Origin of the sequence: Lysobacter sp. K5869 (assembly GCF_018847975.1) — a bacterium.
GTDB lineage: Bacteria > Pseudomonadota > Gammaproteobacteria > Xanthomonadales > Xanthomonadaceae > Lysobacter.
Genome location: NZ_CP072597.1, coordinates 5,026,814 through 5,050,888 on the forward strand (window position 1 = coordinate 5,026,814; position 24,075 = coordinate 5,050,888).

The 24,075-nt window shown below is 64.4% G+C and carries 27 protein-coding genes; 4 read left to right on the forward strand and 23 right to left on the reverse strand.

Annotation, left to right across the window (positions count from 1 at the left end):
- Positions 1-5 precede the first annotated feature (5 nt).
- From J5226_RS21185 to J5226_RS21200, 4 genes are read right to left on the reverse strand one after another with little or no spacing between them, the layout of a single operon-like run.
- Complete coding sequence (locus tag J5226_RS21185; RefSeq protein WP_215836788.1) at positions 6-629, reverse strand: hypothetical protein; 624 nt, start codon at positions 627-629, stop codon at positions 6-8.
- A complete protein-coding gene (locus J5226_RS21190) occupies positions 629-2,434 on the reverse strand; it encodes a hypothetical protein (protein WP_215836790.1) in 1,806 nt (601 codons plus the stop codon). The genes J5226_RS21185 and J5226_RS21190 overlap by 1 nt, the downstream gene beginning before the upstream one ends.
- Positions 2,431-2,997 (reverse strand): phage tail protein I, encoded by a 567-nt coding sequence (locus J5226_RS21195; protein ID WP_215836800.1) that lies wholly within the window; start codon positions 2,995-2,997, stop codon positions 2,431-2,433. Before J5226_RS21195 ends, J5226_RS21190 begins: the two co-directional genes overlap by 4 nt.
- Complete coding sequence (locus tag J5226_RS21200; protein WP_215836809.1) at positions 2,990-3,880, reverse strand: baseplate J/gp47 family protein; 891 nt, start codon at positions 3,878-3,880, stop codon at positions 2,990-2,992. Before J5226_RS21200 ends, J5226_RS21195 begins: the two co-directional genes overlap by 8 nt.
- A 143-nt stretch (positions 3,881-4,023) precedes the next feature.
- Here J5226_RS21200 and J5226_RS21205 point away from each other — a divergent pair, with 143 nt between their 5' ends.
- Complete coding sequence (locus tag J5226_RS21205) at positions 4,024-4,491, forward strand: hypothetical protein (protein WP_215836811.1); 468 nt, start codon at positions 4,024-4,026, stop codon at positions 4,489-4,491.
- Between the two features lie 129 nt (positions 4,492-4,620).
- Complete coding sequence (locus tag J5226_RS21210) at positions 4,621-5,427, forward strand: hypothetical protein (protein WP_215836813.1); 807 nt, start codon at positions 4,621-4,623, stop codon at positions 5,425-5,427.
- 72 nt (positions 5,428-5,499) lie between these two features.
- On the opposite strand, the gene J5226_RS21215 is transcribed toward J5226_RS21210, so the two are convergent.
- The 13 genes from J5226_RS21215 to J5226_RS21275 all read right to left on the reverse strand — a co-directional run bounded on the left by J5226_RS21215 (position 5,500) and on the right by J5226_RS21275 (position 13,793).
- Complete coding sequence (locus tag J5226_RS21215; protein ID WP_215836815.1) at positions 5,500-5,661, reverse strand: hypothetical protein; 162 nt, start codon at positions 5,659-5,661, stop codon at positions 5,500-5,502.
- A gap of 79 nt (positions 5,662-5,740) precedes the next feature.
- Entirely contained in the window at positions 5,741-7,420 is a 1,680-nt protein-coding gene (locus J5226_RS21220) for a diguanylate cyclase (protein WP_215836817.1), read from the reverse strand.
- 97 nt (positions 7,421-7,517) lie between these two features.
- Positions 7,518-7,982 (reverse strand): phage virion morphogenesis protein, encoded by a 465-nt coding sequence (locus J5226_RS21225; RefSeq protein ID WP_215836819.1) that lies wholly within the window; start codon positions 7,980-7,982, stop codon positions 7,518-7,520.
- Entirely contained in the window at positions 7,979-8,395 is a 417-nt protein-coding gene (locus tag J5226_RS21230; protein WP_215836829.1) for a phage tail protein, read from the reverse strand. Before J5226_RS21230 ends, J5226_RS21225 begins: the two co-directional genes overlap by 4 nt.
- Positions 8,392-8,937: a hypothetical protein gene (locus J5226_RS21235; RefSeq protein ID WP_255322877.1), complete on the reverse strand. Its 546-nt coding sequence runs from the start codon at positions 8,935-8,937 to the stop codon at positions 8,392-8,394. Before J5226_RS21235 ends, J5226_RS21230 begins: the two co-directional genes overlap by 4 nt.
- On the reverse strand, positions 8,934-9,572 hold the full coding sequence (locus tag J5226_RS21240) for a glycoside hydrolase family 19 protein (protein WP_215840524.1): 639 nt from the start codon (positions 9,570-9,572) through the stop codon (positions 8,934-8,936). Before J5226_RS21240 ends, J5226_RS21235 begins: the two co-directional genes overlap by 4 nt.
- Positions 9,562-9,981 carry a hypothetical protein gene (locus tag J5226_RS21245; protein WP_215836831.1) on the reverse strand — a complete coding sequence of 140 codons (420 nt, stop codon included), beginning with the start codon at positions 9,979-9,981 and terminating at the stop codon, positions 9,562-9,564. Before J5226_RS21245 ends, J5226_RS21240 begins: the two co-directional genes overlap by 11 nt.
- A complete protein-coding gene (locus tag J5226_RS21250; protein ID WP_215836833.1) occupies positions 9,978-10,376 on the reverse strand; it encodes a hypothetical protein in 399 nt (132 codons plus the stop codon). Before J5226_RS21250 ends, J5226_RS21245 begins: the two co-directional genes overlap by 4 nt.
- An 8-nt stretch (positions 10,377-10,384) precedes the next feature.
- Positions 10,385-10,594, reverse strand: coding sequence for a tail protein X (locus J5226_RS21255; RefSeq protein ID WP_215836835.1), 210 nt, complete (start codon positions 10,592-10,594; stop codon positions 10,385-10,387).
- Positions 10,594-11,067, reverse strand: coding sequence for a head completion/stabilization protein (locus tag J5226_RS21260; RefSeq protein ID WP_215836843.1), 474 nt, complete (start codon positions 11,065-11,067; stop codon positions 10,594-10,596). Before J5226_RS21260 ends, J5226_RS21255 begins: the two co-directional genes overlap by 1 nt.
- A gap of 116 nt (positions 11,068-11,183) precedes the next feature.
- Positions 11,184-11,918, reverse strand: coding sequence for a phage terminase small subunit (gpM, locus tag J5226_RS21265; RefSeq protein ID WP_215836845.1), 735 nt, complete (start codon positions 11,916-11,918; stop codon positions 11,184-11,186).
- A 3-nt stretch (positions 11,919-11,921) separates the two neighbouring features.
- Positions 11,922-12,929, reverse strand: a complete 1,008-nt coding sequence (locus tag J5226_RS21270) for a phage major capsid protein, P2 family (RefSeq protein WP_215836855.1) — start codon at positions 12,927-12,929, stop codon at positions 11,922-11,924.
- A gap of 51 nt (positions 12,930-12,980) precedes the next feature.
- Positions 12,981-13,793, reverse strand: a complete 813-nt coding sequence (locus J5226_RS21275) for a GPO family capsid scaffolding protein (RefSeq protein ID WP_215836857.1) — start codon at positions 13,791-13,793, stop codon at positions 12,981-12,983.
- Between the two features lie 141 nt (positions 13,794-13,934).
- Here J5226_RS21275 and J5226_RS21280 point away from each other — a divergent pair, with 141 nt between their 5' ends.
- Complete coding sequence (locus J5226_RS21280) at positions 13,935-15,695, forward strand: terminase ATPase subunit family protein (RefSeq protein WP_215836859.1); 1,761 nt, start codon at positions 13,935-13,937, stop codon at positions 15,693-15,695.
- Positions 15,695-16,699 (forward strand): phage portal protein, encoded by a 1,005-nt coding sequence (locus tag J5226_RS21285; RefSeq protein ID WP_215836861.1) that lies wholly within the window; start codon positions 15,695-15,697, stop codon positions 16,697-16,699. The genes J5226_RS21280 and J5226_RS21285 overlap by 1 nt, the downstream gene beginning before the upstream one ends.
- Positions 16,700-16,718: 19 nt before the next feature.
- On the opposite strand, the gene J5226_RS21290 is transcribed toward J5226_RS21285, so the two are convergent.
- The 6 genes from J5226_RS21290 to J5226_RS21315 are packed head-to-tail and all read right to left on the reverse strand — an operon-like array spanning position 16,719 to position 23,894.
- Positions 16,719-17,588 (reverse strand): hypothetical protein, encoded by an 870-nt coding sequence (locus J5226_RS21290; protein ID WP_215836863.1) that lies wholly within the window; start codon positions 17,586-17,588, stop codon positions 16,719-16,721.
- Position 17,589: 1 nt separating this feature from the next.
- The gene (locus J5226_RS21295) at positions 17,590-17,958 is read right to left on the reverse strand and encodes a tetratricopeptide repeat protein (RefSeq protein ID WP_215836864.1); all 369 of its coding nucleotides are present in this window, start codon (positions 17,956-17,958) and stop codon (positions 17,590-17,592) included.
- An 11-nt stretch (positions 17,959-17,969) separates the two neighbouring features.
- Positions 17,970-18,569, reverse strand: coding sequence for an RHS repeat-associated core domain-containing protein (locus J5226_RS21300; RefSeq protein ID WP_215836866.1), 600 nt, complete (start codon positions 18,567-18,569; stop codon positions 17,970-17,972).
- The gene (locus tag J5226_RS21305; RefSeq protein ID WP_215836868.1) at positions 18,566-19,579 is read right to left on the reverse strand and encodes a transglutaminase family protein; all 1,014 of its coding nucleotides are present in this window, start codon (positions 19,577-19,579) and stop codon (positions 18,566-18,568) included. Before J5226_RS21305 ends, J5226_RS21300 begins: the two co-directional genes overlap by 4 nt.
- A 38-nt stretch (positions 19,580-19,617) precedes the next feature.
- Complete coding sequence (locus J5226_RS21310) at positions 19,618-23,208, reverse strand: peptidoglycan-binding protein (RefSeq protein ID WP_215836870.1); 3,591 nt, start codon at positions 23,206-23,208, stop codon at positions 19,618-19,620.
- Between the two features lie 47 nt (positions 23,209-23,255).
- On the reverse strand, positions 23,256-23,894 hold the full coding sequence (locus J5226_RS21315; RefSeq protein ID WP_215836872.1) for a DUF1629 domain-containing protein: 639 nt from the start codon (positions 23,892-23,894) through the stop codon (positions 23,256-23,258).
- Positions 23,895-24,075: the final 181 nt, after the last annotated feature.

Consider the following 24,075-nt stretch of genomic DNA (forward strand, 5'->3'; position numbering starts at 1 on the left):
ATGCGTTAGCCGTCCGAGGCGACGGTGCAAAAGAACTGCATTTGCTTGTCCATCCAAACGCGCCCGTCCTGCCGGCGGCGGATTTGGCCGCGCAGCGTCCGAGAGGCGGAGGCCGAACGCCCGCCGGACGCACTGACCGTCAAAGACACAAATCGCTCCTGAGTCAACGGCAACCATTGGTCGAGCGTGGCGTTTAGATAACCGCTGCTGCCGTTCTGAATCAGCGTAAACAGAATGTCGTAATCACCGGGCTTGGATCGCGTCCAAATGTTGGTGCCGCTGCCGCCGCCGGTTTCCGAACTCCAAAACGTCGTGCCGTCCGGTCGGAACGAGAATGCCGCGGTTGCCTTCGCGCTGTTCTTGCCCACGTCCGACGCGTTCAACCGGCCGCCCCATCCGCCGTCGCTCACATAGGACGCGGTGCCCTTGGCGGCCCACAGCCGCGCAACGTCTACGCCGCCGGTCCGCCGGCCCACGTCGGCGCGGATGGTGCCGTACTGCGCGTGTGCATAGCGCAGCGGCGTCCCATCCGCACGGCGCAGAAACCCGGCGGTGGGCCCGTCGCCGATCACGTCGGGCTCGAACAGGTCATCAAAATCCACACCGCCGCTACGGTGGCCGCTCGCCATTAAGCGGCCTCCGCGTCAGGCGCGATGCGTTCGCGCAGCGCGTCCAGTTCGCGCGCGAGCGCGTCCAGGCGGTCCCGCACGCTCGCAAGCTCCGCGCGGTCGGCGCGGGCGTTCGCGGCGAGTTGCTGCACGCTTACGATGACCGGCGGCAGCAGTTGCGAATACTGCACCGTTCCATACGACTGACCGTCGATGACCACGCCGTCATCGTTGACCGCTTCGGGGATCACGCCGCGCAACTGCTCGGACAGCACGAACAGGCGCAGACGGCCGTCGCGGTTGTAGAAGTCGCGATAGCGGCCGATCCGGGTCACGATCCGTTCGACCTCGGGCAAGCCGTAAGGCAGCGGCTTCAAATCCCGCTTGAGCCGATACGACGATCCGTCGTCAAAACCGCCGTTGGCGATGATCGCGCCCCACGGCGTGATCGTCGCAATGTCGCCGGCGCCGTTGTGGAATGCGATCCGATCCGACCGGCCGTAGATCGCCCAACTACGTCCGGAATCGCGGTCGGTTAGGTAATAGGCCGCGCTACCGCCGGTCATGTGCAGAAAGCCCGGCGTCGGAGTGTTAAGGCTCGGCTTCGTATTCGGGTTGAAGTTGCCGCCGTGCCACATATCGAAGCGGTTGCCGGTGTTGGCCCACAGCGCGAGCGTGGTTCCGCCTTCGTAGACCAGGGCGACGGCATCGGCGCCGGAACGATGGAATCCCAGCCGGGGGAAGCTGGTGTTCATCGTCTTCAGTTCGATATGGCCGGTGTTGTACGCGCTGCCGTCCGGCGGCGGATTGTCGCGGGTCAGCAACAGGCGGCCATAGATTTCGCCGCCGCTGGTGCTGACCTTTGCGGCCAAGGTCGATTCCAAACCGCTGACGCGGGCAATCGGCAGCGACGGCACGCGCTCCACCGCCAACACGCCGGACGTGATGGCGCTGGCCGAGTGTTCGTGCGGATCGGGCTTGTAGCTGGGCGGCTTGTTTCGCACCTCATCGAAGGTCGGATGCTGGCTCGCGGTGTCGGGCACGCCGTCCAGATCGGCCCAGGCGTGGCGATGCTTCTTCGCCGTGAACTCGCCGGGGACGTTGGTCAGGTTGCCGAAGTCGCGGTAATACGCGCCGTGTTCGCCGTCGAGCTTGTCCGCGTCCAGCCCCTTTCCGGCGCCTTCGTCGCGTACCGCGGCATTGCCCAGGCCCAAGGCCGCACGCAGCAGCAGCGCGCTAGCGGCGCTCAGGATCGACTTCACGAACGGCGACGGCGCCGACTCGCCCAGGCGCGCATCCATCGCCACGCGCACGCCGTCCGGGGTCACGGCGCGGGTGCGGTCGGTGCCGGCGGCCGCTTCGATGCGGTCGGCCAGCTCCACCACGCCTTGCACCGTCTCGGTGGCCGGCGGGTTCAACCATACGGTATCGCCGAACACCAGTTGCGACACGTCGATGCGCTGAAACCGAACGTCGGCGGTCAGCAGCAGCGACACGGCCGCATCCTTGTTCATCAGCACGTCGGGATGACTGTAGACAGCGAACAGCGTGCCGTCGTCCAGGTACAGGCCGAACGCGCGGATGCTGTAGGACTCGGGGCCGTCGTCGCGGATCGACAGGTGCAACGTGTCCTTGGCGACCGCCGCGCCGCCGAACGTGGTCAGGCGCTTGAACTCGCCCGGCAGGGTCACCAGGCCGGGCGCAGCGGCGAACGTCGCCGCCGACAGGCCGATATGGGTCAGGCTTACGGCGCGGGTGCCGGTGTTGGCCGGGTTCACCAGGGCGCGAAAGCCGGCATCGGTGACGGTGATGAAAAGGCCGCTCACGGGCTGGGGATCTCCTGGGGTTCGATGGCAGTCAACTGGATGCGGCGGTACGCGGCGGCGCGGCCGGCGGCAACGACGCCGACGCCGCCCGACGCGTAAGCGCCTTGGGTGAACGTGAAGTGGCTTCGCACGGGCTTGGTGCGCTCGATTTCCGCAATCACGTCGGCGATGAATTCCGAAGTCGGCGGCGCGCCGCCGTCGCCGGCTACGGTGAGGTTTACGTCGAAGGTGTGCGGGCGCCCCTTGGGCTCCATCTGCCACCACTCGCGCAGCACCACGGCGCCGCCAAACGCGGCGACGACCTCGCGCACGCTTTGCGCCGTGCCCTTGCGCCGCTGAATCTGGGTCGCGGCCTGCACGCGCGCACGCTTGACGTGTTCGGGCCAGTACGGTTTCCATGAATCAATCGAGCGTTCCCAGGCCAGCCACGGCAGCGTTTTGAGCGGGCAGCGCATCGGGTCGCGCAGCTCGCGCAACGGGATCGGCACGGACGCAATGGCGGCGTTCGTGGTCGCCAAGGCGCGCATCAGCTTTGATGCGTTCGGCGGCAATAGCTCACTCATCGATGCCGCCCACGCGAACATCAACGAGCGTGCAGTGCGCGGCCTGGGTCCGATCGATCACAACGTCTGCGCTCGGTGCGTGCAGTTCCACGCGCTGCACGCCCTCGGAGTGCAACACCGAATAGAGACCCGATTGCGGTACGTCACGGCCGAGACGGTGAGATTCCTCAACGTAGCGGCGCAGGCGGCGCAACGATTCCTCAATGACCAGCGAGGAATCTGGCCCAGCGTAGGTGTAGACCGTCGCGCGAACCTCGAACGGCACGATGCGCGCCGACTGCACTATCACGTAGTCGGTGAGCGGACGGATGCGGTCATCGGTTAGCACGCGCTCAACCGCTCGCACCAGTGCGGGCGACGCGGTGCCGTCGCCTTGACGCGCGAGGACCGTCACCAGCACTTCGCCCGGCGCAGGACTAGTCGCACTGGCGTCCAACACGTCGGGGTCCGCGCTCAGTGCGTGGAAGATATAGGCGCCTTCGGGGCCGGCCACCGAGAAACCTTCCGGCGCAAGTTGGATGCGACGGCGAAAATCCGCATCGCTCTCCATCGTCGGCGGCACGCCGCGCTGCGGGTCGCCGGGCTCGATGACGTAGCGCAGCAGATTGTCGCGGGCGGCGATGTGGTCCAGATCGGCGCCGACCGCGTACGCGAGCATGCCGGCCTTTGCCGCGTCGTTGACGCGCTGGCGCCAGCCGATTTCACGATAGGCGTTTTCCTGCAGCAAGATCATTGCAGGATCGGAGTCGGTCAGTTCGGTGTGCGCAGGGAATCGCTTGCGGAACTCCGCGACGCGTTCGGCCAGGATGGTTTCGTATTCCAGCGGCTCAACCACCAACGGCGGCGGCAGGCGGGACAAATCAACAGCGGTAAACGTGGACACGCGCAGTTCCGTTTGAACTGCGGTCAGGCTCGCGCGCGCACGACAATTCACGCAGGGATTGCAAGCGTGTAAGCGCGTTTCACGGTCTCATTACGTGAGACGGCAGAGCGTAGACTCCCGCCGTAGTGCCCGAGCGGTGACCTATGCGCCAAGAGCCGCGCAACCCCTATCTAGAATCCGACCTGCTCGACCTTCACGACCTGTTGATGAAGCGTGCGAGGGAGCTAGGCGAGCGCGTAAAGCGGACACCGCAGCAACGCGAGGAATTGGTGCGCGATACGACGTGGTTGCTGTGCGCAGCCGCCAATGCGATTGACGCGAGCGAATACATGCCGGGCCACCCTGAGCATTCCTCGGCGCACGACCGTAAAGCATTGCCCAGCGCTTTCATGGAATGGCATCTGGCCCACGTCCGCAATTCGCGATGGCGCACCTATCTGCGCGCGGCGGATTTCATGCTGGGCAAGAACCGCAACGCGTGGCGCGAGGACGTGCGGATTGAGGGAATGAAGCCCGACGACCTTGCGGCCCGAGACGACGACGGATTAGCGGCCGTCCTGGCTGAACTGGCGAAGCTGCCGTATTGGGGATACCGGCGCCGGGTGAAATGACCGCCCCGCCGCGAGGCGGCAAAAAACTTTGGTCAAAAACAGGTAATTCCCAAGCGGGTCGCCGCCGCGCACGATGGCCCCGCCAGTGAGGCAACCCCGCCCGCAAGGGCATTAACCGGAACCGACAACATGAACGATGTGACCCGCGAATCGTATGTCATAGAAGACGCCCCCAAACTCGCCGATCTCATGCGGCGCGTAGACATGCCCAAAAGCGGCGGGGGTTTCAAGCCGCCCGCAAGCCTCCGCGCGGCAAACGTGTTGCTCGGCGCCTTGATCGTTCTGCACTTCCTGATGGTCTTGTGCGGTCTGGCGGTCGTTGTCGTCGGCGGCGCACTGATTGAACCCGCCCGCCACGTGGGCCTCGCGTTGTTTGGGCTGGTCGTGGTCGTAATTGTCGCTTTGGGGCTGATCGGCCTCGTCGCATTCGTGCGTGTCTCGGCCGACTTCGTCGCTAGAGGGCTCGGTCCCGGCTATGCGGCTCGCGTTGATCGCGCTTGGGCCGTTGAGTCGGCGTTGATCGCCTATCTCGCGGATCGCTATCCCCTGGCGACGCTCGAGCGCTTGCGCCGCCGGATCAAAACGGAACTCGATGCGGTGACGCAACGCATGACGCTGGCGGTCGTGGTCGCAGGCGTGGCGGCAGCGTTGGAAAAGCTCGGGCCGGGAACCGTTGCATTCAGCGATACGTGGTCCTTCGTGACCGCAGGCTATGCCGCTGCGGCAGGCGCTGGGCTCGGCGCGTTGCTGCTCGCCTCGGTGCGCGAAACGCTGCAACGGTTGGAGTACGTCGTGGGTGAAGCGGTGGAACGCGCAAAGGCGCCGCCGCCGGTCGTCAATGCTGGCGCCAATTCCGCCGCGTCGGTGGAAGGCTCGCAACAGCCGACGAACGTCGTTCCGCTGCGCGCACACGATGCCGGCCAGTCGGCCAAATGAACAGCGTTGGATTGCAAAAACAAAAGAGGCGAACCCGGCACTAGGGCCGGGTTCGCCTCGGGGGCATTCGGTTCAAAGGTTGAAATGCGACGTAGGCGCGGGAGCGGATTGCACATGTCCGCCACTCGCACCCGACTGCCCCCGGAGCGGCAGCAATTCAGTCGGCTGCGTGCAGGCGGTGAGCGACAGGACGGCAGCGAAGATGACAGCGGTCAGCATGCGACGGTATTTCATGGCGCGATTCTCCGTTGTGGTGATCGAGACTGATTGAGAATCGCCGATGTGTATGCGACTTGCGTTGCATTACACACGCTCAGGGCATGGCTTCGGCGTGCTCTCCATGCCCCGTGACCCGGCCGCGCCCCTCTCGCTTGCTAGCATAGAGCGCGCTATCGGCGCGTTCCAGCAGTTCGGAAACGGGCTCGTAGTTCTTCAATTGGGCGACACCTACGCTTAAATTCGCGGCAATTCGCTTGTCCTCGATGGCGATGGGACTGTCGGCGATGGCGCGTCGCAACTGCTCGGCCTGCCTGACGGCTTCGGCCAAGGTGGCGTTGGGGAGGACCACCACCATTTCATCGCCGCCGTACCGACCTAGTACGTCCTGGGAGCGCAGTCGGTTACGCAATCGCTTCGCGACGATCCGCAAGACCTCATCGCCTGTCGCGTGACCGTATTCGTCGTTTATGGATTTGAATCGATCAACGTCGATGAATGCAACGCACAACGGGTCGCCGCTGCCATGCGATTGCGCCACGCTAAGCGCTATGGCTTCTTCCAACGCCGGCCGGGTCAGCACGCCGGTCAACCCGTCGTAAGTGGCCCGTTGGCGCGCGGCGTCCCGGTCGTCACGAAGCTGGTGCAGCTTGTAATTGAGACCGACGAACAGCCCCATCCCACCGAACGTTATCGCCGCCGGATACCCGTATTGAATCCACTCGTAGGGCGGCCACCAATGTTGCAGGCCGCCAATCTTGACGAATAGCACGACCATGAGCGGCGCCCATGACCCCAACAGAATGAACGCTTCACGCTGCCGGCGGTAAACCGCTTTGGTGCCGGCGGCGATGACCGTCGCCATCACGCACAGCAAAACCAGATTGCCGACCGTGGCGGTATGTCGCCACACCTTGAACAGCGAGACCGCGACGACGGCGCCGAGGATGTAGCTGCATACGTTCAATATCCGCGCGGCGCGGACCTGGGTCATCGGCAGGTTCAAATAGAACATCAGAAACCGCACGCTCGCCAGCACGGCAACGGTGTTCAATAGGATGTTCGTTCGCCGATCTGTCGCGAATGCGGCGAGCCAATCATTGGAACGAAAGTCGCCGCCTTCAATCGCGAGGCTGATCGTTTGCGCCAGGAGCGTCGCCGCCAAGTAGGCGTAGCCGCGTTGCCGTAGCGAAAAGGCATGACCGAGCGCCAGCGCCGCAACCAGCCCAAGCGCGGTCAACACCGACGTGCGGATGCGGTTATAGCTGTCGTCCTGGCGGTAAACCTCGCGCAGCGGCAGAACGGAAAATTCCGAAGGGATGCGGCCTAATGACGTAATACGAACAAAGATCGAATCGCCGCGCCGCAGCCCATTAGGCAACGGCACCACATGCAACAGCGCGGAATGGGTCAAGTCGCTATCGGGTCCGTACATGGACCGGCGCACGGCAACGGCATCGCCCGGCCGCCACACTTCAAGCTGTTTGAAATACGGCTGGGTCATGACCAACTGCGGCGAGTCGTCCGACGCTATGTCGCGCGTCGCCGTCAAGCGCCACCATCGCGGATCACGGTCATCTAAGAGGACGGACGTTGATCGCGTGCGCTTGAATTTCACGCTCGCTTGCGCTGACTTCACAAACTCGGGCGATTGGTCGCGCGCTTCTTCGGGATACTCGGCCAGCACGAACGGTGGCGATGGCATAGCCCATGCGGTCACCAGCGTGACCAGCAATAGCGCAGCGATATGGAAAGCCCAGCGCGTGTAACGGTCCATGTTGTGCCCCTGTCTCACCTCGCGAGAATACCGCCGGGCCTGGGGCGGCGTCGGCGGTCGGGGTGATGCCCTTCCGGGGGAACTGTGCGGGGCGTCGCTAAAATGCGTCGGCGCCGCCGGCCAGATGCGCCACCAGCCGTTCGCGCAGCCGGTCGCGGTCGGCGGGGCTGAATCCCAGCAATTGTCGGCGGGCGTAGCGCACCAGGGCGCCGCCAGGGCGCACGGCGTCGATGCCGCCGTCTTGGTGGACGCGGGCGATGCGCGCCACGCGCCCAGCGAAGCCGACGCGCACGCCGTCGCCCTGCACCGTGGCTTTCAGGTGCCGCGCCTGTCGGATGCGTTGGAACATGGCGCGGCGACGAATGCGCCCGCCGCGTTCATCGCGCATGCGCCTGCGCGGCGCGTAGGCGCTGCCGTCCGGGTTTTGCTGTCGGGCGATGCGCTCTTGTTGCGAGCGGCGCAGATCGAGCGCCAGGGCGCGCAGCAGGCCGCGCCGCGCGGCCGGCGACAACGCCGCGACCAGCGGCCCGGCCCACTGTTCCAACGCCTCAAGATCGCTCACGGCTCGTCCAGGGGCATGCGCGGCTCGGGCCAGGGCTCGACGCGCTCCACGCCGTTTGCGTCGGTCGTAACGCCGATGCGCTCGCGCAGCGGCAGGCGGATTTGCACGTCGGCGCGTTCGTGGTCGATTACGTCCACCTCAAACGCCAGTTCGCCCCAGCGGTCGGGATGCGCGAGCAAATCCCACTGATTCGCCTGCACCCAACGCAGCACCGCCAGGAACAGCCGCGCGGCGTCGCCGACAAAATCGACCAACACCAACGAGAGCCGGTAGCGCAGTTCAAACGACGCATTGGGCTGCGCCGTGCTGATTACGCTGCCTTCCTCCACGAACACCAGCATGCGTTCGGGATCGGTCGACAGTTCCGGCAGCGCTGCCGCCAGATGCGCCCGCAGGCTCGCCGGCTTGTTCATCGGGCGCAGTGCTCGACCAGGGCGCGCACGTAGTCCTGCAAGCCGGTCACCTGCTCGGCGTTTTCGTGGGCGGTGGCGTAGTTGTCGGCGACGACGGCGGCAACATCAGAGAGCGCAACGCCTTCGGCGGGCGCATCAGGGTTTCCGGTGGCTGGGCCGGCGGGTTCGTTCGCGGCGGCGGCGTCGTGCAAGCGCACAAAGCCGACAGGCACAACGCAAGCAGCATCGGCGTTCGGGGTGACATAGACGGGAACCTCACGGGTGATGATTTGGGCTTTCTCGCGCACGACCTGCACGCGGTCCACGTAGCGCACTTCAATGCGCGCCTCGGCGCGGGCCAGATCGCGGGCGGCCTCGGCGTCGATCCGGGCGCGCTCGGCGCGCTCCGCGCGGCCCTGCGCGTCGCTGGCGCGTCGGTCGGCGTCGCGCAGGCGGCCGACCTGCAAAGCGCCGTAGACGCCGACCAGGGCGACCAGGACCAGCACCAGGCCAAAGAGCCGCGCGACCGGCCGGACCAGCTCCCAGGCAAGCGCGGGGCTCACGGGCCGATCCCGAACACGCGCAGGGCGGTTTTGGTGCGGGCGGCGCGGTCGGTCCAGCCGTTCGGAATCCGCGTGGTGTTGGTGCGGCCCAGGTTGAGTTTGCGGCTCACGGCCAAGGCGTCGTTGCCGTCCGCCAGCAGGTTCAAGCCGCGCCCGGCCCAGTACGCCGCCGCGATTTCCGCGCCGACCTCGACGGTTGCGGCGCGGTCGGGCTCGGCTTCAAGCGGCACGCCGATCAATCCGCCAATCCATCCGTAATTGGCGCGGCCGGTCAGTTGGACGGGGCTGCGGCCCCGGTAGCGGTAGCCGTCGCCGCTGGCTTCGTCGCCGTTGCCGAGGCGCAGCGCATAGGCGCGGCTGCCGATGCGCTCGGGCTGGCCGGCGTACTGCGCTGCGGTCGCCGGGCTGAAATAGTCCTCGAACACCTCCACCAGTCGCGACGCGGAGTAGTTCAGATTTTCCTCCAGGCGCAGCAATCCGCCGCTTTCGTGGCCGACTTGGGCGAGAAAGTGCGCGATGCGGCGCGGCGTGGTGATCGCGCGGCGGTGCATCGCGGCCATGAGCGGTTCGTGCCAGCGCACGGCGCGAGCGTGCGGGCACTGCACGGCGGCGGCCAATTGGGTTTCAGTGAACAGCATTGCGGCGACGGCTCCGAAGCGATGAGCGGGACAGGCGGGGGTGGCCGTGGGCGACGTAGCGCCACCACGGGCAAGGGACTTGCAGCGCCAGCAGGACGCACAGCGCGGCCCGCAGCACGCGTTCGTGGTCCGGCGCGGGTGCGACGCCAAGGACGGGTTGCAGGACGATCACGCCCGCGCCTGCGACGACGCCGACCAGGGCCAGCAGACGCGCGGCGTAGCGCGCCAGGGCTCCCAGCGCAGCGCCATCGATCGCGCGCACGCCCGCCGCGCGAAACGCGGTCCAGGCGCCGCGCAGGATGGCGCGGGCGGTCACGCGCACGTCGTCGTGCGCCGGGGCGTCCTTGAGCATCGCTAGGGCCGTGACCAGGGCGACCAGGGCGGTCAGCCAATCCGCGACGGTCATTCGGACTTGCCTCCCAGCTCGCGCCTAATCCGCTCGGCCAAGGCGTCGCCGACGACGGGAATCAGCGATTGGGAGAAGAACGCCACCAGCAGCGCCAGGGCGGGCGCCACGGGTTGCAGGAAGCCCAGACCAGGCACACTGGGCAGGACGATGGCGACGCAGGCGGAAACCGCCGCATACGCGAGCGCCAGCGCGTACAGGCGCCAGCGGGTGCCGCCGGGGCGGTTGACCAGCAGGCCGCAGGCGACCCCGGCAAAGGCCATGAACAGCACCGCCGCCGGCACACCGACGTGGGTCAGCGGCGAGGCCCAGGCGACCACACCGGCCGACGTGGACGCGGCGGCGGTGCCGCTTAGAACGGGAATGGACAGCAGCGGTTCGGTCGGTGTGGTCACAGGGCGAATCAGTCCCAAAGCTGGATGAGGGGGCGGGCATCGGGCGTGCGCGTTGCCGGGTCGGGAAGATCCACCCAGGTTCCATGCGGCAGCACCGGACCCAGATCGGCTAAGCCGGGATTGGCGATCAAGGCGGCTTCCACGACGCCAGCCGTGCGGCCCAGCACGCGCCAGCACAACGCGTCCAAGGTCTCTCCCTGCAACGCGTAGACGCGCACTAGATCAGTTCAACGACGGTGCGCGTTTGGCCGGTGATATCGCTCACGGCCCACGTCGCGTTGCGCCGCCACGTATCGGCGGCGGGGTCTTGATCGTCGGCGCGACGCTGGCCGCTGTCGGTGCTGTCGAAGTCGCGATAGCGCTCGATCACGTCGGCTTTTAGCAGGCAGGCCACGGCGCGGCGGTACAGCACCAACAGCCGCGATTCGCCGCCGATGCGCGAGGCCGGCACCGCCGCCAGCGAGGCATAGCCGGCGCCTTCATGGCCGGCGCGGAACTCGCGCAGGCGCGCATTGACCGCCAGGGCGGCGGCCATCGCCAGTTCGCGCAGGCGGTCGGCGGGCACGGTGCCGTCGATGCGGCCAGCAAGGCGCAGCGACGACAGCGACAGGTTGGGGAACCAGCCATCGTTTTGCAGGGTGTCGGCGTCCGGCGCTGTCTTGGCGGGCGCGGCGGCAATGAAAGCGCTCATGCAGGGATCCAGGTAAAAACGGCGGTGGGGGGCGGAAGCGGTAGGGGGAGAGAGGCCCGCGCTTCCGCCCCGCCGCCGTGGCGCGGGTGGGCGACTCGGGGTGACCGGGGCCGGCGTTACGAACGGCGCTTTCTGCGCTTCGCAACGCCCGGCGCCCCGGACGTGGTAAGGGGTTGTTTCAATGCACGGTCCAGCCGCTCGATTTCCTTTTTAACGCCAACGCGGTCGTGTAACTGCAAGGCGCGGCGCAGGTGTTCGCGGGCCGACTCGGCCCAGGGCCGCAAGGCGCCCGAATACGGCGCCTCGCCAGCCCGGCCCATGTGTTCGATGCCGATGGCCTTGTGCAGCTTGGCCCGCACTTCGTCCGGCATATCCGCCTCGCGGGTCATCGCCTCGGCCTGGGTCAACACGTCCAGATCGAACGCGGCGCCTGCGGCCTGGGCGAGCAACGCCGCGTCGGCGATTTCATCGCCGATGACGGTCGCGGTCGTGCGCTGGTAGTCGTCGGGCATCGCCAGATCGAAACGCAGCGCGTAGTCGGCGATGCGCAGCCCTTCAGCGAAGTTGCCGGCGTCCATGTGCCAGACCATGACCGTCATCAGCACCTTGTCCTGTCCGCCGCGCCCGCCCTGCAACACGCCGTCAACCCACGGCGCGTATTCGGGCAGGATGCGGCGCTTCATCTCCACCTTGCGTTCGACCGACTGCACCGTCTTGAGCCGTCGCCGATGCTCGCCCAACTGCATGAGCATCAGCTCATACGCGCTCGCGTCGATGGGTTCGCCGTGCGCCGCCGAAGCCGAAGCCTCGGCGGCGCGAACGCGCAGGTAGTGGGCTTTTGCCAGCGACATCGGTCAGCGCAGCAGTTCGATGTTTTCGACCAAGCAGCCGGCGCCGAAGTCCTCGACCACATACGCCTCGTTCGACGATTCGTAGTTCTCGATACAGTCGGTTTCCGGGCAGTCCTTGAAATAGCGTCGGCGGGCGCCCTCTTGGTAGTAGATCGAAAGGTTCTTCAGCGGCGTGATGAAGATCGCGTTATCGAGCATGAACGGAACTTGCGCCGCCGGCTTGCCGCCGACTTCCTGATTGCTGATGACGATGTTCGCCGACAGTTGTTCGCTGGGCGGAAGGTTCCCGTTGACCATCGGGAAATACTTGCGGTGCAGCAAGTCGGAACCCAGGATCGCAACGAGTGCGCCGCTCTTCTTGTGCCACGGGTCGATCAGACCATGCACCGCGTCCATGACCAGCGCATCCAGGTTCGCGAAGTCGCCGCCGGTGCCGACCGTGATCTTGCCGGCGGTCTTGCCGTCCTTGAGGACGCGGGCCGGCGCCTGCTCGCGGTAGTGCTGCAACCACCCCTTGTTCACGTCGTCCAGAAACGGGAACTTGGCCAGATCGGTATTCGGCGCCGCGTGCGTACCGTTGAAGCCGATGGAAATGCGGTCGAGCGCGCAGCGATCCAGCACCGCATTGCGGCACATCGCCTGAAAGTTCGGAAACTTCGCCCAGGCGTCCAGCTTCCAATACTTCAGGTGGGTGTCGAAGTTGGTCTTCTGGCACTCGTAGCCGGTCGAGTCCAGCGAAGTCGGATCGCGGGTCGTGCGCTTGCCGACATTGGTATCGGTGCGGCTGGCGATGGGGGCGCCGATGCCCAGGCCGATTTTCTGGCCCTTGATCTCGGTCACCGGCATGATGTTGATGGACTTGAGGAACGAGGAACTTTCCTGCATGCGCGCTTCCATCGTCTGCTGCACGCTGGGCGTTACGTTGAAGCTCTTGTAAGGGTCGGCGGTGCCGTTGAGGTTCGCCACTTGGGCGACGTAGCTGTCGAATCGCTGTCGGGTAATGCCTTGCATGGTGTCCGCTTGTGTGGGGTGACGGTAGGGCGTGCGGTCGGTCGGCGCGGATCAGCAGTCGGTCAGGTCGTCGCCGCCGCCGCCAATCGCGGACGGCCGCGCAGGAACGCCGTTCGGCGTGCTGTCCAGCAGGCCGCGCAGCTCGGCGAGTTGGGTTGCGGTATCGGTCTTGAACTGCGCCAGCGCGTCGCGGGTGGCGACAGCAATGCGGTCAGCTTCGGCGGCGGCGGTGGCGACGGTTTCGACGGCGCGGGTCACGTCGGTGAAACGCGAATCGTCGCTGGCCGCGCGGCGGCTCAGGAGCGAACGCACCTTGTTGAACAGCGATTCGCCCTGCGGCGCCGGCTCGGCTTCGTCCTCAAACGACAGTTCGACCGGCTCGGCGACGGTGAAGACATTGGCGGGGCTGTGCTTGCGGCGGCCTAGGGTGGATTCGGGATTGGACGCGCAGAACGACAACGCTTCGGTGCCCAGGCTCGCGGGGCTGTCGGTGACGGCCAAGCCGACGAGATAGGCGCGGCCGGAATCGGCGAAGTCGGGATCGATCTCAATCGACGAATACAGCTTCTGGCTGTTCTTGTTCAGCGCGATCAGCGACGGCAACGGCGCGACCTGGGCGAACAGCGCCAGCCGTTCCGCGCCGTCGATGACGACGGTCTCCGTCTTGAGCGACAGCACGTCGCCGTAGGCGCCGAACTGCGAATCGGCGGACACGCCCCGGATATGTTCCAGCCACACACGCGCCGGGTATTTCTCACGGTTGTAGGTCGCCGCGGCGTCCAGCAGCCACGACCGTTCGATGGTGCGCTTATCGCAGGTCTTACCCTCGACCGCGACCCGGAAAAACCTGCTCTTGCTTGCCACGAATAACCCCGAACGTGTGTGCTTTCGATGGATTCATGGTCGGCGGCGGACGCGGTTTGTCCAACGGATACGCCGCGTGTAACGCGCTTACACCGACGCAAGCAATGCAGGCCACACGCGCGCGCGACTTAGCTTTTGCGGATGCTTTCTCTCGCACCCGCTCCGCACATCGATCAACGCCGCAGCGCCCGTGCGCTCTATTGGCAGGGCTGGCGCGTGACCGACATTGCGCAAAGCCTCGGCCTCAAGCGGACCACGGTCGAAAGCTGGAAAACGCGCGACGCCTGGGACGACGCACCGCCGATTGCTCGCGTTGAAGCCTCGATAGAGGCGCGCTTGACGCAATTGGTCCTGAAGGAAGTCAAGACCGGCGGCGACTACAAGGAAATTGACCTGCTTGGCCGGCAGATCGAGCGGCTAGCGCGCGTGCGGCGCTACGGCGAGCCCGGCGGCCACGAAGGCGACTTGAATCCGAACATCGAGCGGCGCAACGCCAAGCCCAAGCGCAAGCCGGTGCGCAACGTGTTCAGCGACGATCAGAAGGCGCATCTTCTGCGCACGTTCGATCAGCAGCTATTCGGCTATCAACGCACGTGGCGCAAGGCCGGGTTGACCGAGCGAATCCGAAATATTCTGAAGTCGCGACAGATCGGCGCAACGTTCTACTTCGCCCGCGAAGCGTTGGTAGACGCGTTAGAGACCGGGCGAAACCAAATCTTCCTGTCGGCGAGCAAGAAGCAGGCGCACGTTTTCCGCCAGTACATCATCGAGTTTGCGCAAACGGCCGACGTTGACCTGTCGGGCGATCCGATCGTGCTGCCCAACGGCGCAACGCTGTACTTCCTCGGCACGAACATGCGCACCGCGCAGAGCTATCACGGCAATCTGTACTTTGACGAATACTTTTGGACGTTCCAGTTCGCAGCGTTGCAGAAGGTCGCCGCCGGCATGGCCTTGCATAAGCAATGGCGGCAAACGTATTTCTCCACCCCGTCCAGCGTCACGCACGAAGCCTATGCGTTCTGGACTGGCGAGCAGTTCAACAAGGGCCGCCCGCGCGACCAGCGCATCAAGCTCGATGTGTCGCACGACGCCTTGCAGCACGGCCTGCGCTGCGCGGACGGACATTGGCGCCAGATTGTTACTGTCATGGACGCGGCGCGGTTGGGCTGCGACCTGTTCGACCTGGAGGCGTTGCGCAAGGAAAAGAGCCCCGAGGAATGGGCGAACCTGCTTATGTGCGAGTTCGCCGACGACACGGCGTCGGTGTTCCCGCTCGCCGAATTGCAGCGGTGCTTTGTCGATTCCTGGGAAGCCTGGGAGGACTACAAGCCGTTCGCGATGCGCCCGTTCGGCTATCGCGAAGTCTGGATCGGCTACGACCCCGCGTTGAGCAGCGACAGCGCCGGCCTAGTGGTCGTAGCGCCGCCCGCCGTGCCCGGCGGCAAGTTCCGCGTGCTGGAAAAGCACCAGTGGCGCGGCATGGACTTCAAGGTTCAGGCCGAGCGCATCCGTAAGATTACGCAACAGTACAACGTGACGTATATCGGCATCGACGCAACCGGCGTCGGCGCGGGCGTGTACCCGCTGGTGCGCGACTTCTTCCCGGCCGCGCGAAATATTACGTACTCGGTCGAAACCAAAACCCGCATGGTCCTGAAAGCCAAGGACGTGATCGGGAGCGGTCGCCTGGAGTTCGATGCGTCGTGGTCCGACTTGGCGCAGGCGTTCATGGCGATTCGCAAGACCATGACCGCGAGCGGCCGGCAGGCCACGTTTGAAGCGAGCCGCAGCGACGACATTGGGCACGCCGACCTCGCGTGGGCGGTGATGCACGCACTTGACCATGAACCGCTCAGCGGCGACAGCCCGCGCGGAAAATCCATTGTGGAGATGTTTTGATGACTGCTGCACCCCAAGCCGCCGACACAACGCCGAAGGCGGCGAAGGCGCAGGCGTTTACCTTCGGCGATCCGGTGCCAGTGCTGGACAAACGCGGCGTACTGGATCATGGCGAATGCGTGCGCGTCGGCCGCTGGTACGAACCGCCCGTATCCATGAGCGGCCTTGCAAGTGCGTTCCGATCCAGCCCGCACCACGCGTCGGCGATCTATACGAAGTGCAATATCCTGTCCTCGACGTTCGTTCCGCACCGACTGCTCAGCGGCGATCAGTTCGAGCGCTTGGCGCTGGATATGATCGCGCTGGGCAATGCCTACTTGGAACGGCGCAACGCCCGCAGTGGCAAGGCAATTGCGCTTAAGCACTCGCTTGCGGTCTACACGCGACGCGGCATTGAGGACGGCGCCTACTACTTCACCCAGGGCGGCGAGGAACACGAATTCGCGCGCGACTCGGTATTCCAGTTCATCGAACCGGACTTGACCCAAGAGCTTTACGGCGTGCCGCAGTACGTCGGCGCGTTGCAGTCGGCGTTCCTCAACGAGTCGGCGACGCTGTTCCGGCGCCGCTACTACCTCAACGGCAGCCATGCCGGTTTCATCATGTACGTAAACGACGCCGCGCAGGATCAAGCCGACATTGACGCCATGCGCCAAGCGCTGCGCGACTCCAAGGGCGTCGGCAACTTCCGCAATCTGTTCCTGTACTCGCCGAACGGGAAAAAGGACGGCGTGCAGGTGATTCCGATCAGCGAGGTTGCGGCGAAGGATGAATTCCTGGGCATCAAGGGCGCGACGCGGGATGACATTCTGGCCGCGCATCGCGTGCCGCCGCAGTTGCTAGGCATGCCGCCGAACAACACGGGCGGGTTTGGCGACGTGGAGAAGGCCGCCCGCGTGTTCGCTCGCAATGAGTTGATCCCTTTACAAGCGCGATTTCGACGCATCAATGAATGGGTGGGCGAGGAAGTTGTCCGTTTCATTCCATACGCACTCGGGGAGTAGACCCCGAGGCGCTGAAACTTCATCTTTGGCCGGTGACGCCAGCCGACAGCAAGCTTTGATGTTCGGCCAGGAAGAACTGGATATAGCTTCTTGTCAGGTTGCAGAACAGACGCGCTTGCTGCGGATCTATCGCCACATTTGAACTAAGGTCCATGCCGTGACGCACGCCGCCGCCAGTTGGCGAGGATAGATAACCGTGCATGGTCGTTACCCAGTTCAAAATCTGATCTAGCGTCGTGCCCGGGCGTTTGTTGCGCAAGTCCCGGATGATCGTATTGAAATACTTTCCTTCAATTTTTCCGGATTCGGTTTCTACCCCACGTAATGCTGTCGAAACAGTCTCCAGCAGCCACACAACTTCCTGCACAGCTTCACGCCCGCGCCCTTCTAGTAGCAGCACCTCAGACCTAGCCAAGGAAGCCTCGATAGTGCTTTTAGCCTGCTCAGCCATCGTAGGCGCTTCGACCTTTACTGGAATCGCGATAGTAGTGAGGTCGCGGGGAAGTAGGTCAGGCGGACGAATTTCGTAGCCGATGTTGTGCTTGGCTAATACAACGTTTATGCCCGAGGCGTCAGGAGCGAACAAACCCTGCGCCTGAATCTCCTGGCAAGCGTTAAAAAACCTCTCGATGAATAGTGGTGCGGTATTGGAGCCCAGTGTCATCGCGTGGCGTAAGTCACTTTCGGCCCAGCCTTCGTTTGAACTACGGCTATCAATGCCGAAATGCGTTTTGAAATGCTCCAGCATTTCCCACCGATCACCTTGCCCGCTGATTCGGTCAATGATGTCAACGAACTCCAGCACGGCCTCGGGAGGGATCGCGGAATAGATGTACTGGCCGTCTGCGGGAGGCTGGAACCGCCACGAACCCGGGAAGCGAAGCCCCACTTTATGCTCCCCGGCCGATTCGCTTTAGCACTTCTTGATGCTCCTGCAGCACGGAACTGGAACTTGACTTTGACCTATCCGCAACGCGGCCGAACCTTGCGATTTCTTCCCGAGCCCGGTCGTAATGATGAAGCCCAACCAGTGACGCAACGAGGCCGGATGAAGCTAGCGCATCAGATGGGCGCAACCGAGTCAACGCAGTGAAGGCCGTTTCTCCCAGCGTCCAATCTTGAGTGCGCGTCGAGATGCCGGCGAGCAATAGCCACGCGCGCGCTTCGTCTGGGTCGCTGTCCGTTAAAGCGATCAGCAAGGCCCTAGCTCTATCGATCTCGCCGGCCTCAAGCAGCCCCTTAATTTCCTCAATGCTCATGTTCTTTCCTGTCAAAGTTCGTCCATGCAGCGCCAGCTAACGCACCCTAGCATGCAGCGTGCCCGGCTACCGCCCCAAACATTGGGCATATCAGGATCGGTTTGCGCGCGGTCGCATAGCTTTTCGCATGCGGCAATTTCTTTCGCGCAACTGTTCTCTTCTTCCTCATCGGGACACACCGCCTGACCAATCAGATTACCGGCAGCACCGCCAACCGCCGCGCCGAGTAGGCCACCGGCTTTGCTTCCGGCGACAGCACCGCCGGTGCCTGTCGCAGCTGCGCACGCTAGCGCACCGGGACCGGACGGGCTGCACACCAAGCCGCCCGCCGCGCCGCCGGCCGCAGCTCCCGCCAGCCCGCCACCATAGTAGCCCGCTGCCCCCACGCACACCGCGCCACCTGTCGTGTACGCGGCGACGCAAGCCGCATTCTTCGCCAGCCCCAAGGGGTCGTAGTACATGAGCGGGCTATTGGACACGTAGGCGTAGGTGCTAGGTCCGTCATGCAATCCGAGGGGGTCGGATTGGAGGAAGCGCGCGAACGCCGAATTGCTGGTGATAGCGAGTGCGCAAAGCAATGCCGTGCACGCGATAAGTTTTGAACGGTTCATGGGTTTCGTCCTTGATTGAGTTTCGCTTGATTGACGCCGCGCCGATACTTCGCTTTTTCTTTCTGTTGCTCGGCCCGCCAGCCTAACGCCTCAGCCTTGGCGAAGGCAGCGCTATTACAGCTCGCCAATGCTGCAAGGTCTTGTTGTTGCGCCGGGGTTAGCGCCTGCTGCGGTTGGCCGTCATAGCGCTTTCGAGCCAGCCGGCCGCACGCGCTGCCCCTGTGCAAGATGGCTGATACATTGCGCGGATCGCTTTTCAGTACCATGTCCGCTACCGCTAGGCGCTGTTCATTCGCGCCGCTCTTGCTGTAGTGCTCCAATAGCGTTTCCAGCGTGACGCCTAACGACTCTTTCGGCGACAAGGTGCGTAGATAGATGCCGCTTTTGATCGCCGTCGCGGTGATGTTCAGTTCCTTGCGATAGCTGTCGTCGGTTTTTGTGCCGAAGCTCGTGGCCTCGATGTTGACCCATTGGCCGCCGTCAACCTTCGCCCGTGCAAACAGATGGTGCGGCGCGACCGCTAGCGAAGCGTCCAGCCCGATGCGTTGCGCGAGAATCGCAAACAGGATCGGCATCGAGACGCAATTGCCCTTGCGGGTGGCGAGATACGTTGCGAGTAGTTTGTTTCGTATGTCCTCGCCGAACGGGTCATCCAGGTCATAGCGAAAGGGTCGTGCATCGTTCCAAGGCCCAGGCTGCGCCAGCGAGTCCACGAGGATTCGCAATTTTTCGCGCCGGCTTGCCCCGACGGGTATACGGGCCTGGATTGCACGCGTAAGGGAGTCCAACTGACGCAACGTCACGGCTTCATCGGTGCGCGGATCAATCAGTCGGTCAATCGCGATCTTGGCGCGGGCCAAGTCCAGTTGCGCATCCGGTGTCGCCAAGACGCGGCGCACCTGGGCGAGCGGATCGGACGGACTTGCGATTGCAGAAGGAACAGCGAAAGCAAGCGCAAGGCCGCATGCCGCGAAGAATTGCGGGGCGCGCCAACGTCTTCGTTTTCTCATGCCATCCTCCATGATGGGCTAAGTTGCGAACAGGTCGGTTACATCAGTGACATTTTCAGCGCTTTGTCTGTTTGCTCTTGGTTCTGTTGCTGTTGTTGCTGCTGCGCCTGTTCCTGCGCTTGCTTTTGCGTCTGCTCGTAGTTGAATTGTTCCGTTTCGCGAACGGTGTCCTGCAAGGGGGGCGCCTGCTGGGAAACATCAATGGCGGTATGGAAGCCCTCGACCTTTCCGCCCATCCAAAGCGTATCGCCGACGAGGGCGACCGGGCCGAGGCGGTCAACGTCTTGGATGCCGTTGCACTTCGCCGCCAGCATCGCCGCTGCCGCGTGTTCGTCCGATAGCCCTCCGGGCACGTTCGCGCGAATCTTCGCGATCATCGCTTGATCGCTTCGCGAGAAGTGCGACAGGTCAATGGCCGGCTCAGGCTCGGGCGCTGCCGGCTGCGGTGTCGGCGCAGGGGCCATGCGGTCGGCCAACTCGGCCGCGTGGCGGGGAGTCGTCGCCGGTTCGATAGGCGTCGGAGCCCCGGCCATCGCGGGCGGTATCGACGGGACCGGGCTAGGCTCAGGCGACGAAGGCCGGGCATCGGGCGTCGCTCGCTCGGGGTCGGCGCGGGGGGCTTCTGGAATGCTCGCCGATTCGTCGGAACGGTCCTGGCGGCGTGCGCGGTCCTGTTCGGCGCGCTCGCCCGGTTGGGTCGGCGCGGATGGCTCCGGCTCTGAGCGGCGCGCCTCGCGTGAATTCTGCGGGGCTGCGCGGTCGTCGCGGTCTGCGGGTGGGGGTGTCGGTGCGACGGATGCAGGGGCCTCGTCGTAGGCGCGTGCGGGCGTTTCCCGCTCGGTTTTCGGTTCGTCCGGTTCGCGTTGGACGCCGGACGCTGGGCGAACTGCGCGGGTCTGCTGGGCGACGGCGAGCGCTTGCACGGTATCGGGGTCGACCACGCCCGTTGACGGCAGTCGATTTGCCTCCTGGAACTGGCGCACGCCGTGTTCCGTTGCCGCGTCGAACTGCCCATGTTGCGGCAGCGGGGATTCCCCCGGCCCTCGATAGCCCATGCGATCCAGGCGGTATTGCAGCAACGCCACGTCCTGGCCCTCGCTTCCGCGCCGCAGGGCATCGTCCTGGCCGCTCGGCGGCGCTGGCGTGGCCTGCGCGTCGTTTTGCGCCGGCAGTGACCGCGGCGACGCCTGGGCTTCGGCTGCGGGCTGCTCGGGCTCTACGGGTTTGCGCGCTTCGTCTGCGCGGGCCTGGACCTGGGCGGCATCCGCTGACGGTTCCGCCTTTGGCGGCAGGGGCGCGGCTGGTTGGCTAGGGGCCGGCGACGATGGCGCGGGGGTTGGTTGCGCGTCCTGCCGTGGCGCGGCCTGGGCGCGGTCGGCGTCAATGGGGCGGGTAACGATTTCCGGTTCGCGATCCGCCGCAATCGCCGCTGCGGCGGCCGCCTGCTGGGCGGTCAACTGCACGTCATCGCGCGACAGGCCGAGCCGGTTTGCCTCGCGCAGCGCTTGTTCCTGCGCCTCGCGCTGCTGCGGCGACAACGCCTCAATGCGCAACTCGGGTGTGTCCGGGACCGGAGCCGGGCGCGCCTGGACTTCCGTCAGCGCTTGCGCGATCTCTGGCGCCGTCGTCACGGCCGCGACGCGCCGGACGCCATCGGCGTACCCGTAAACGTGAGCGATCGGACTGCGCACGTCGTAACCACGATCAGCGTTCGGCTCAAGCTGAAACGTCGTCATGCCCGGCGCGATGCCATTGGCGTCGCGGGTGCGGCTGATGGCGAGCATGGACGCGTCCATCTGCTCGGGCGTCGGGTTCACGCCGCGTTGCTGATACGTGTCTAGCAGAATTGCGCGGTCGCGGTCCTGCTCTGCCGGCGCCGGCATGGGAGACAGCGCGGCCACATACTGCCGGTGCTGGGCCAACTGCGGAGCGAGTTCGGCGTTGGTGCGCTCTAACTCCACCGGCAGGTTTCCGGGTGCGGGAGCGCCGTTCGGGCTCAGCCATTGGCCGGCGTCGTCGCGGCGGTACAACTCGCCGTTGCTGGCGGTGACATAGCCCTGCGCCAGCGCGGTTGTTGCGGCGGGCAGCTTATCGCCATCAAAGCCGCTGGCACGGAAGGCGATTTCGTAACGCGACGCGATAGGCGCGGGGCCATTGGCGATATTTTCGCGGATGACCTGGTTAGCGGCTTGTTCCAACGCGGCAGCACGTTGCGGCGACGCGATTTCCGGGCGAATGTCATTCGCGCCGTGATCGACCCGGCCGACCACCACATTACGTTCCCACTGCCCGGTGCGGCTATTACGCTCCCACGGCGCGGGATCTAGGCTCGGCGCATCCCCCGGCGATTGCGGTTGAATGAATGGGCTGCGCGGCGGCGGCACGTCCTTGAGTTCCAGCGCCGTCGCCGCATTGAGCGCGGCCAGATTCAGTTCCCGCGCTTTCTCTGGCGGCGCGGCGAATGTGGTAACGGTTGGATTGTCGATACCGTCGCGGCTTAGGTCCGCAGTGCGCTCGCGCACCCATTGCCGGCCGGTGAATTCCCACGACACGTTGTCGCGGTCGGTTTGGTGATAGACCTGCCGGTTATCCCACCATTTCGCGACTTTCTCGCCGGCTTCGCTGCCGGCGTACGCGCCAACCGCGACCGTAATGAGCGCGCCGGGACCGGTCCACGAACCCGCGATGAGTCCAGCGGCGGCGCCACCGGCAACGCCGCCGACACCGCGCCCGCCGTAGTGCATAGCGTGCGACTGCGCGGCGAGCGGGTTATCTCGGTCGAGCGCCGACGATATGCGCTCACCGGCTTCTGCCGCCTCTGCAAGGCTGACCGCCCCCGCAGCGGCTACGATGCCTTTGATCGCGATAGCACGCCCGCCGGGCTTGGGCGCTAAGTGTTCGGCTTGCACCGAATTCAAACTACTGTTCGCGAGAGAGTCGCGCGCGCTCGCCAATCCTTCCGCCGAAAACGTTAGGCGCCCGCCGTTGTGTGCTTGCTCTATCGCTTCCAACAAAGAGGCTCGGCCGTCAGCGGCCGTGCCGAGACTTGGCTTGAATCCCGGCCTATTTACCAACTGAACTGCGTCGAGCGCCTGCTGTTCTGTGCGAAGAACGCTGACCCATTGTGATTGTGGCGGGCCAAGCTGCGCAACTTCAGCAATTTGTGCGGCGTGCGTTTCTTGATACGTGTAGAACTTTGAATGGAAGTCCTGATTAATTGCCCGAACCTGACTATTCGATAGTCCATGAGTGTTGTTCGTGTAAAGATCGCCATTCACCAGGGCGGTTTTTATCGTGCTTTCGACGTGATGCACTCGCTGCACCACTCTTTGCACTGCCGCTTGGTCTCCGCTTTCTAGATACGACTGCCAGTCCGCGCTGTCCTCAATGTCCTTCAACGCGCTAACGACTACATTCGTATAGGACTTCAAATGCCCGCCAACGTGCGGGGACACTTCCAGTTGGGCGCCGAGTGGCTTTCCGTCGGGCAAGTAGACTAAATTGCCGGGATTATCGATGTTGTATAGCTTGTCTCGGCCTAGCGTCTGCAATAGCTCGCTGTTCTCGAAAACGTTGTTCTGCTCGATGCAATGATGCAGCTCAAAAGTATGCTGAAGCTTGTCATTCATTTTGGCAGTTCCGTTGCTCTCTCACTCATCCATTTCCACGGATGACCTCAGAAGTCCGCAGCATCTTCTAGCGAAATGCCGACGCAACCGCTGTCGATGATCGCGCCCCTTAGCTCTCTGTCGCAAAAGACATAGCTAGAAAAAGGCGTTCTGAACACATGAGCCTCGGAAATTTCACGCTCCCTGAAAGCTAGGCTCGCGCCGGGTCCAATGCGGTAGTGTTTCCCCTTCGCATATTCCTCGCCAATTCTTATATCGAGCTTCGACCGGCTTTCGTCCAGAACATCGATAACTCTCAAAACGTCGCACAGATGATAGTCGCCAAGCGAAGCTCCATCCGCCGACACTACACTGCACGGCGTAAACGCGAATCCTTCAGCGTCGTGGCGCTCAAATACCTGCTTGAGTTCATCAGACACAAGCCAATAGCCGCTAAATACGCCTTCCAAGTCTTTCAACGGACGCCCCTGCGCGCTCTGAATGAGGACGGGAAGTTCGGAAAGGACGGGGAAACCGCCTTCGGCTGGCCGAAGAATGCGCCGGGGGGGCGTCAGCAGCCGCTCTAGGTTTGAAAATGTCAAACCGTGACCGGAACCGCCACTGTAAATATCAGGTTGAAGGACATAGAAACGGCCTGTCGGCGCGTCGGATGGTTGCGCGGTGACAGAGTGTGATTCGATGTTCATCAGATGAACTCTTCCTTGTCGGCAGTTGCAGAACGCGAGCAGGCGGGGCCGCGAACCGTGGCCTGAGTATCGCCCAGAAGGCGCCCTAGGCGCGTCAGATTTTTCCGACGCCGGGGTCAGGGAAGTCCATCGGGCGACGGGAGCAGCTTCGGACAGGCATATCTCGCGCCTATCTGCGAAC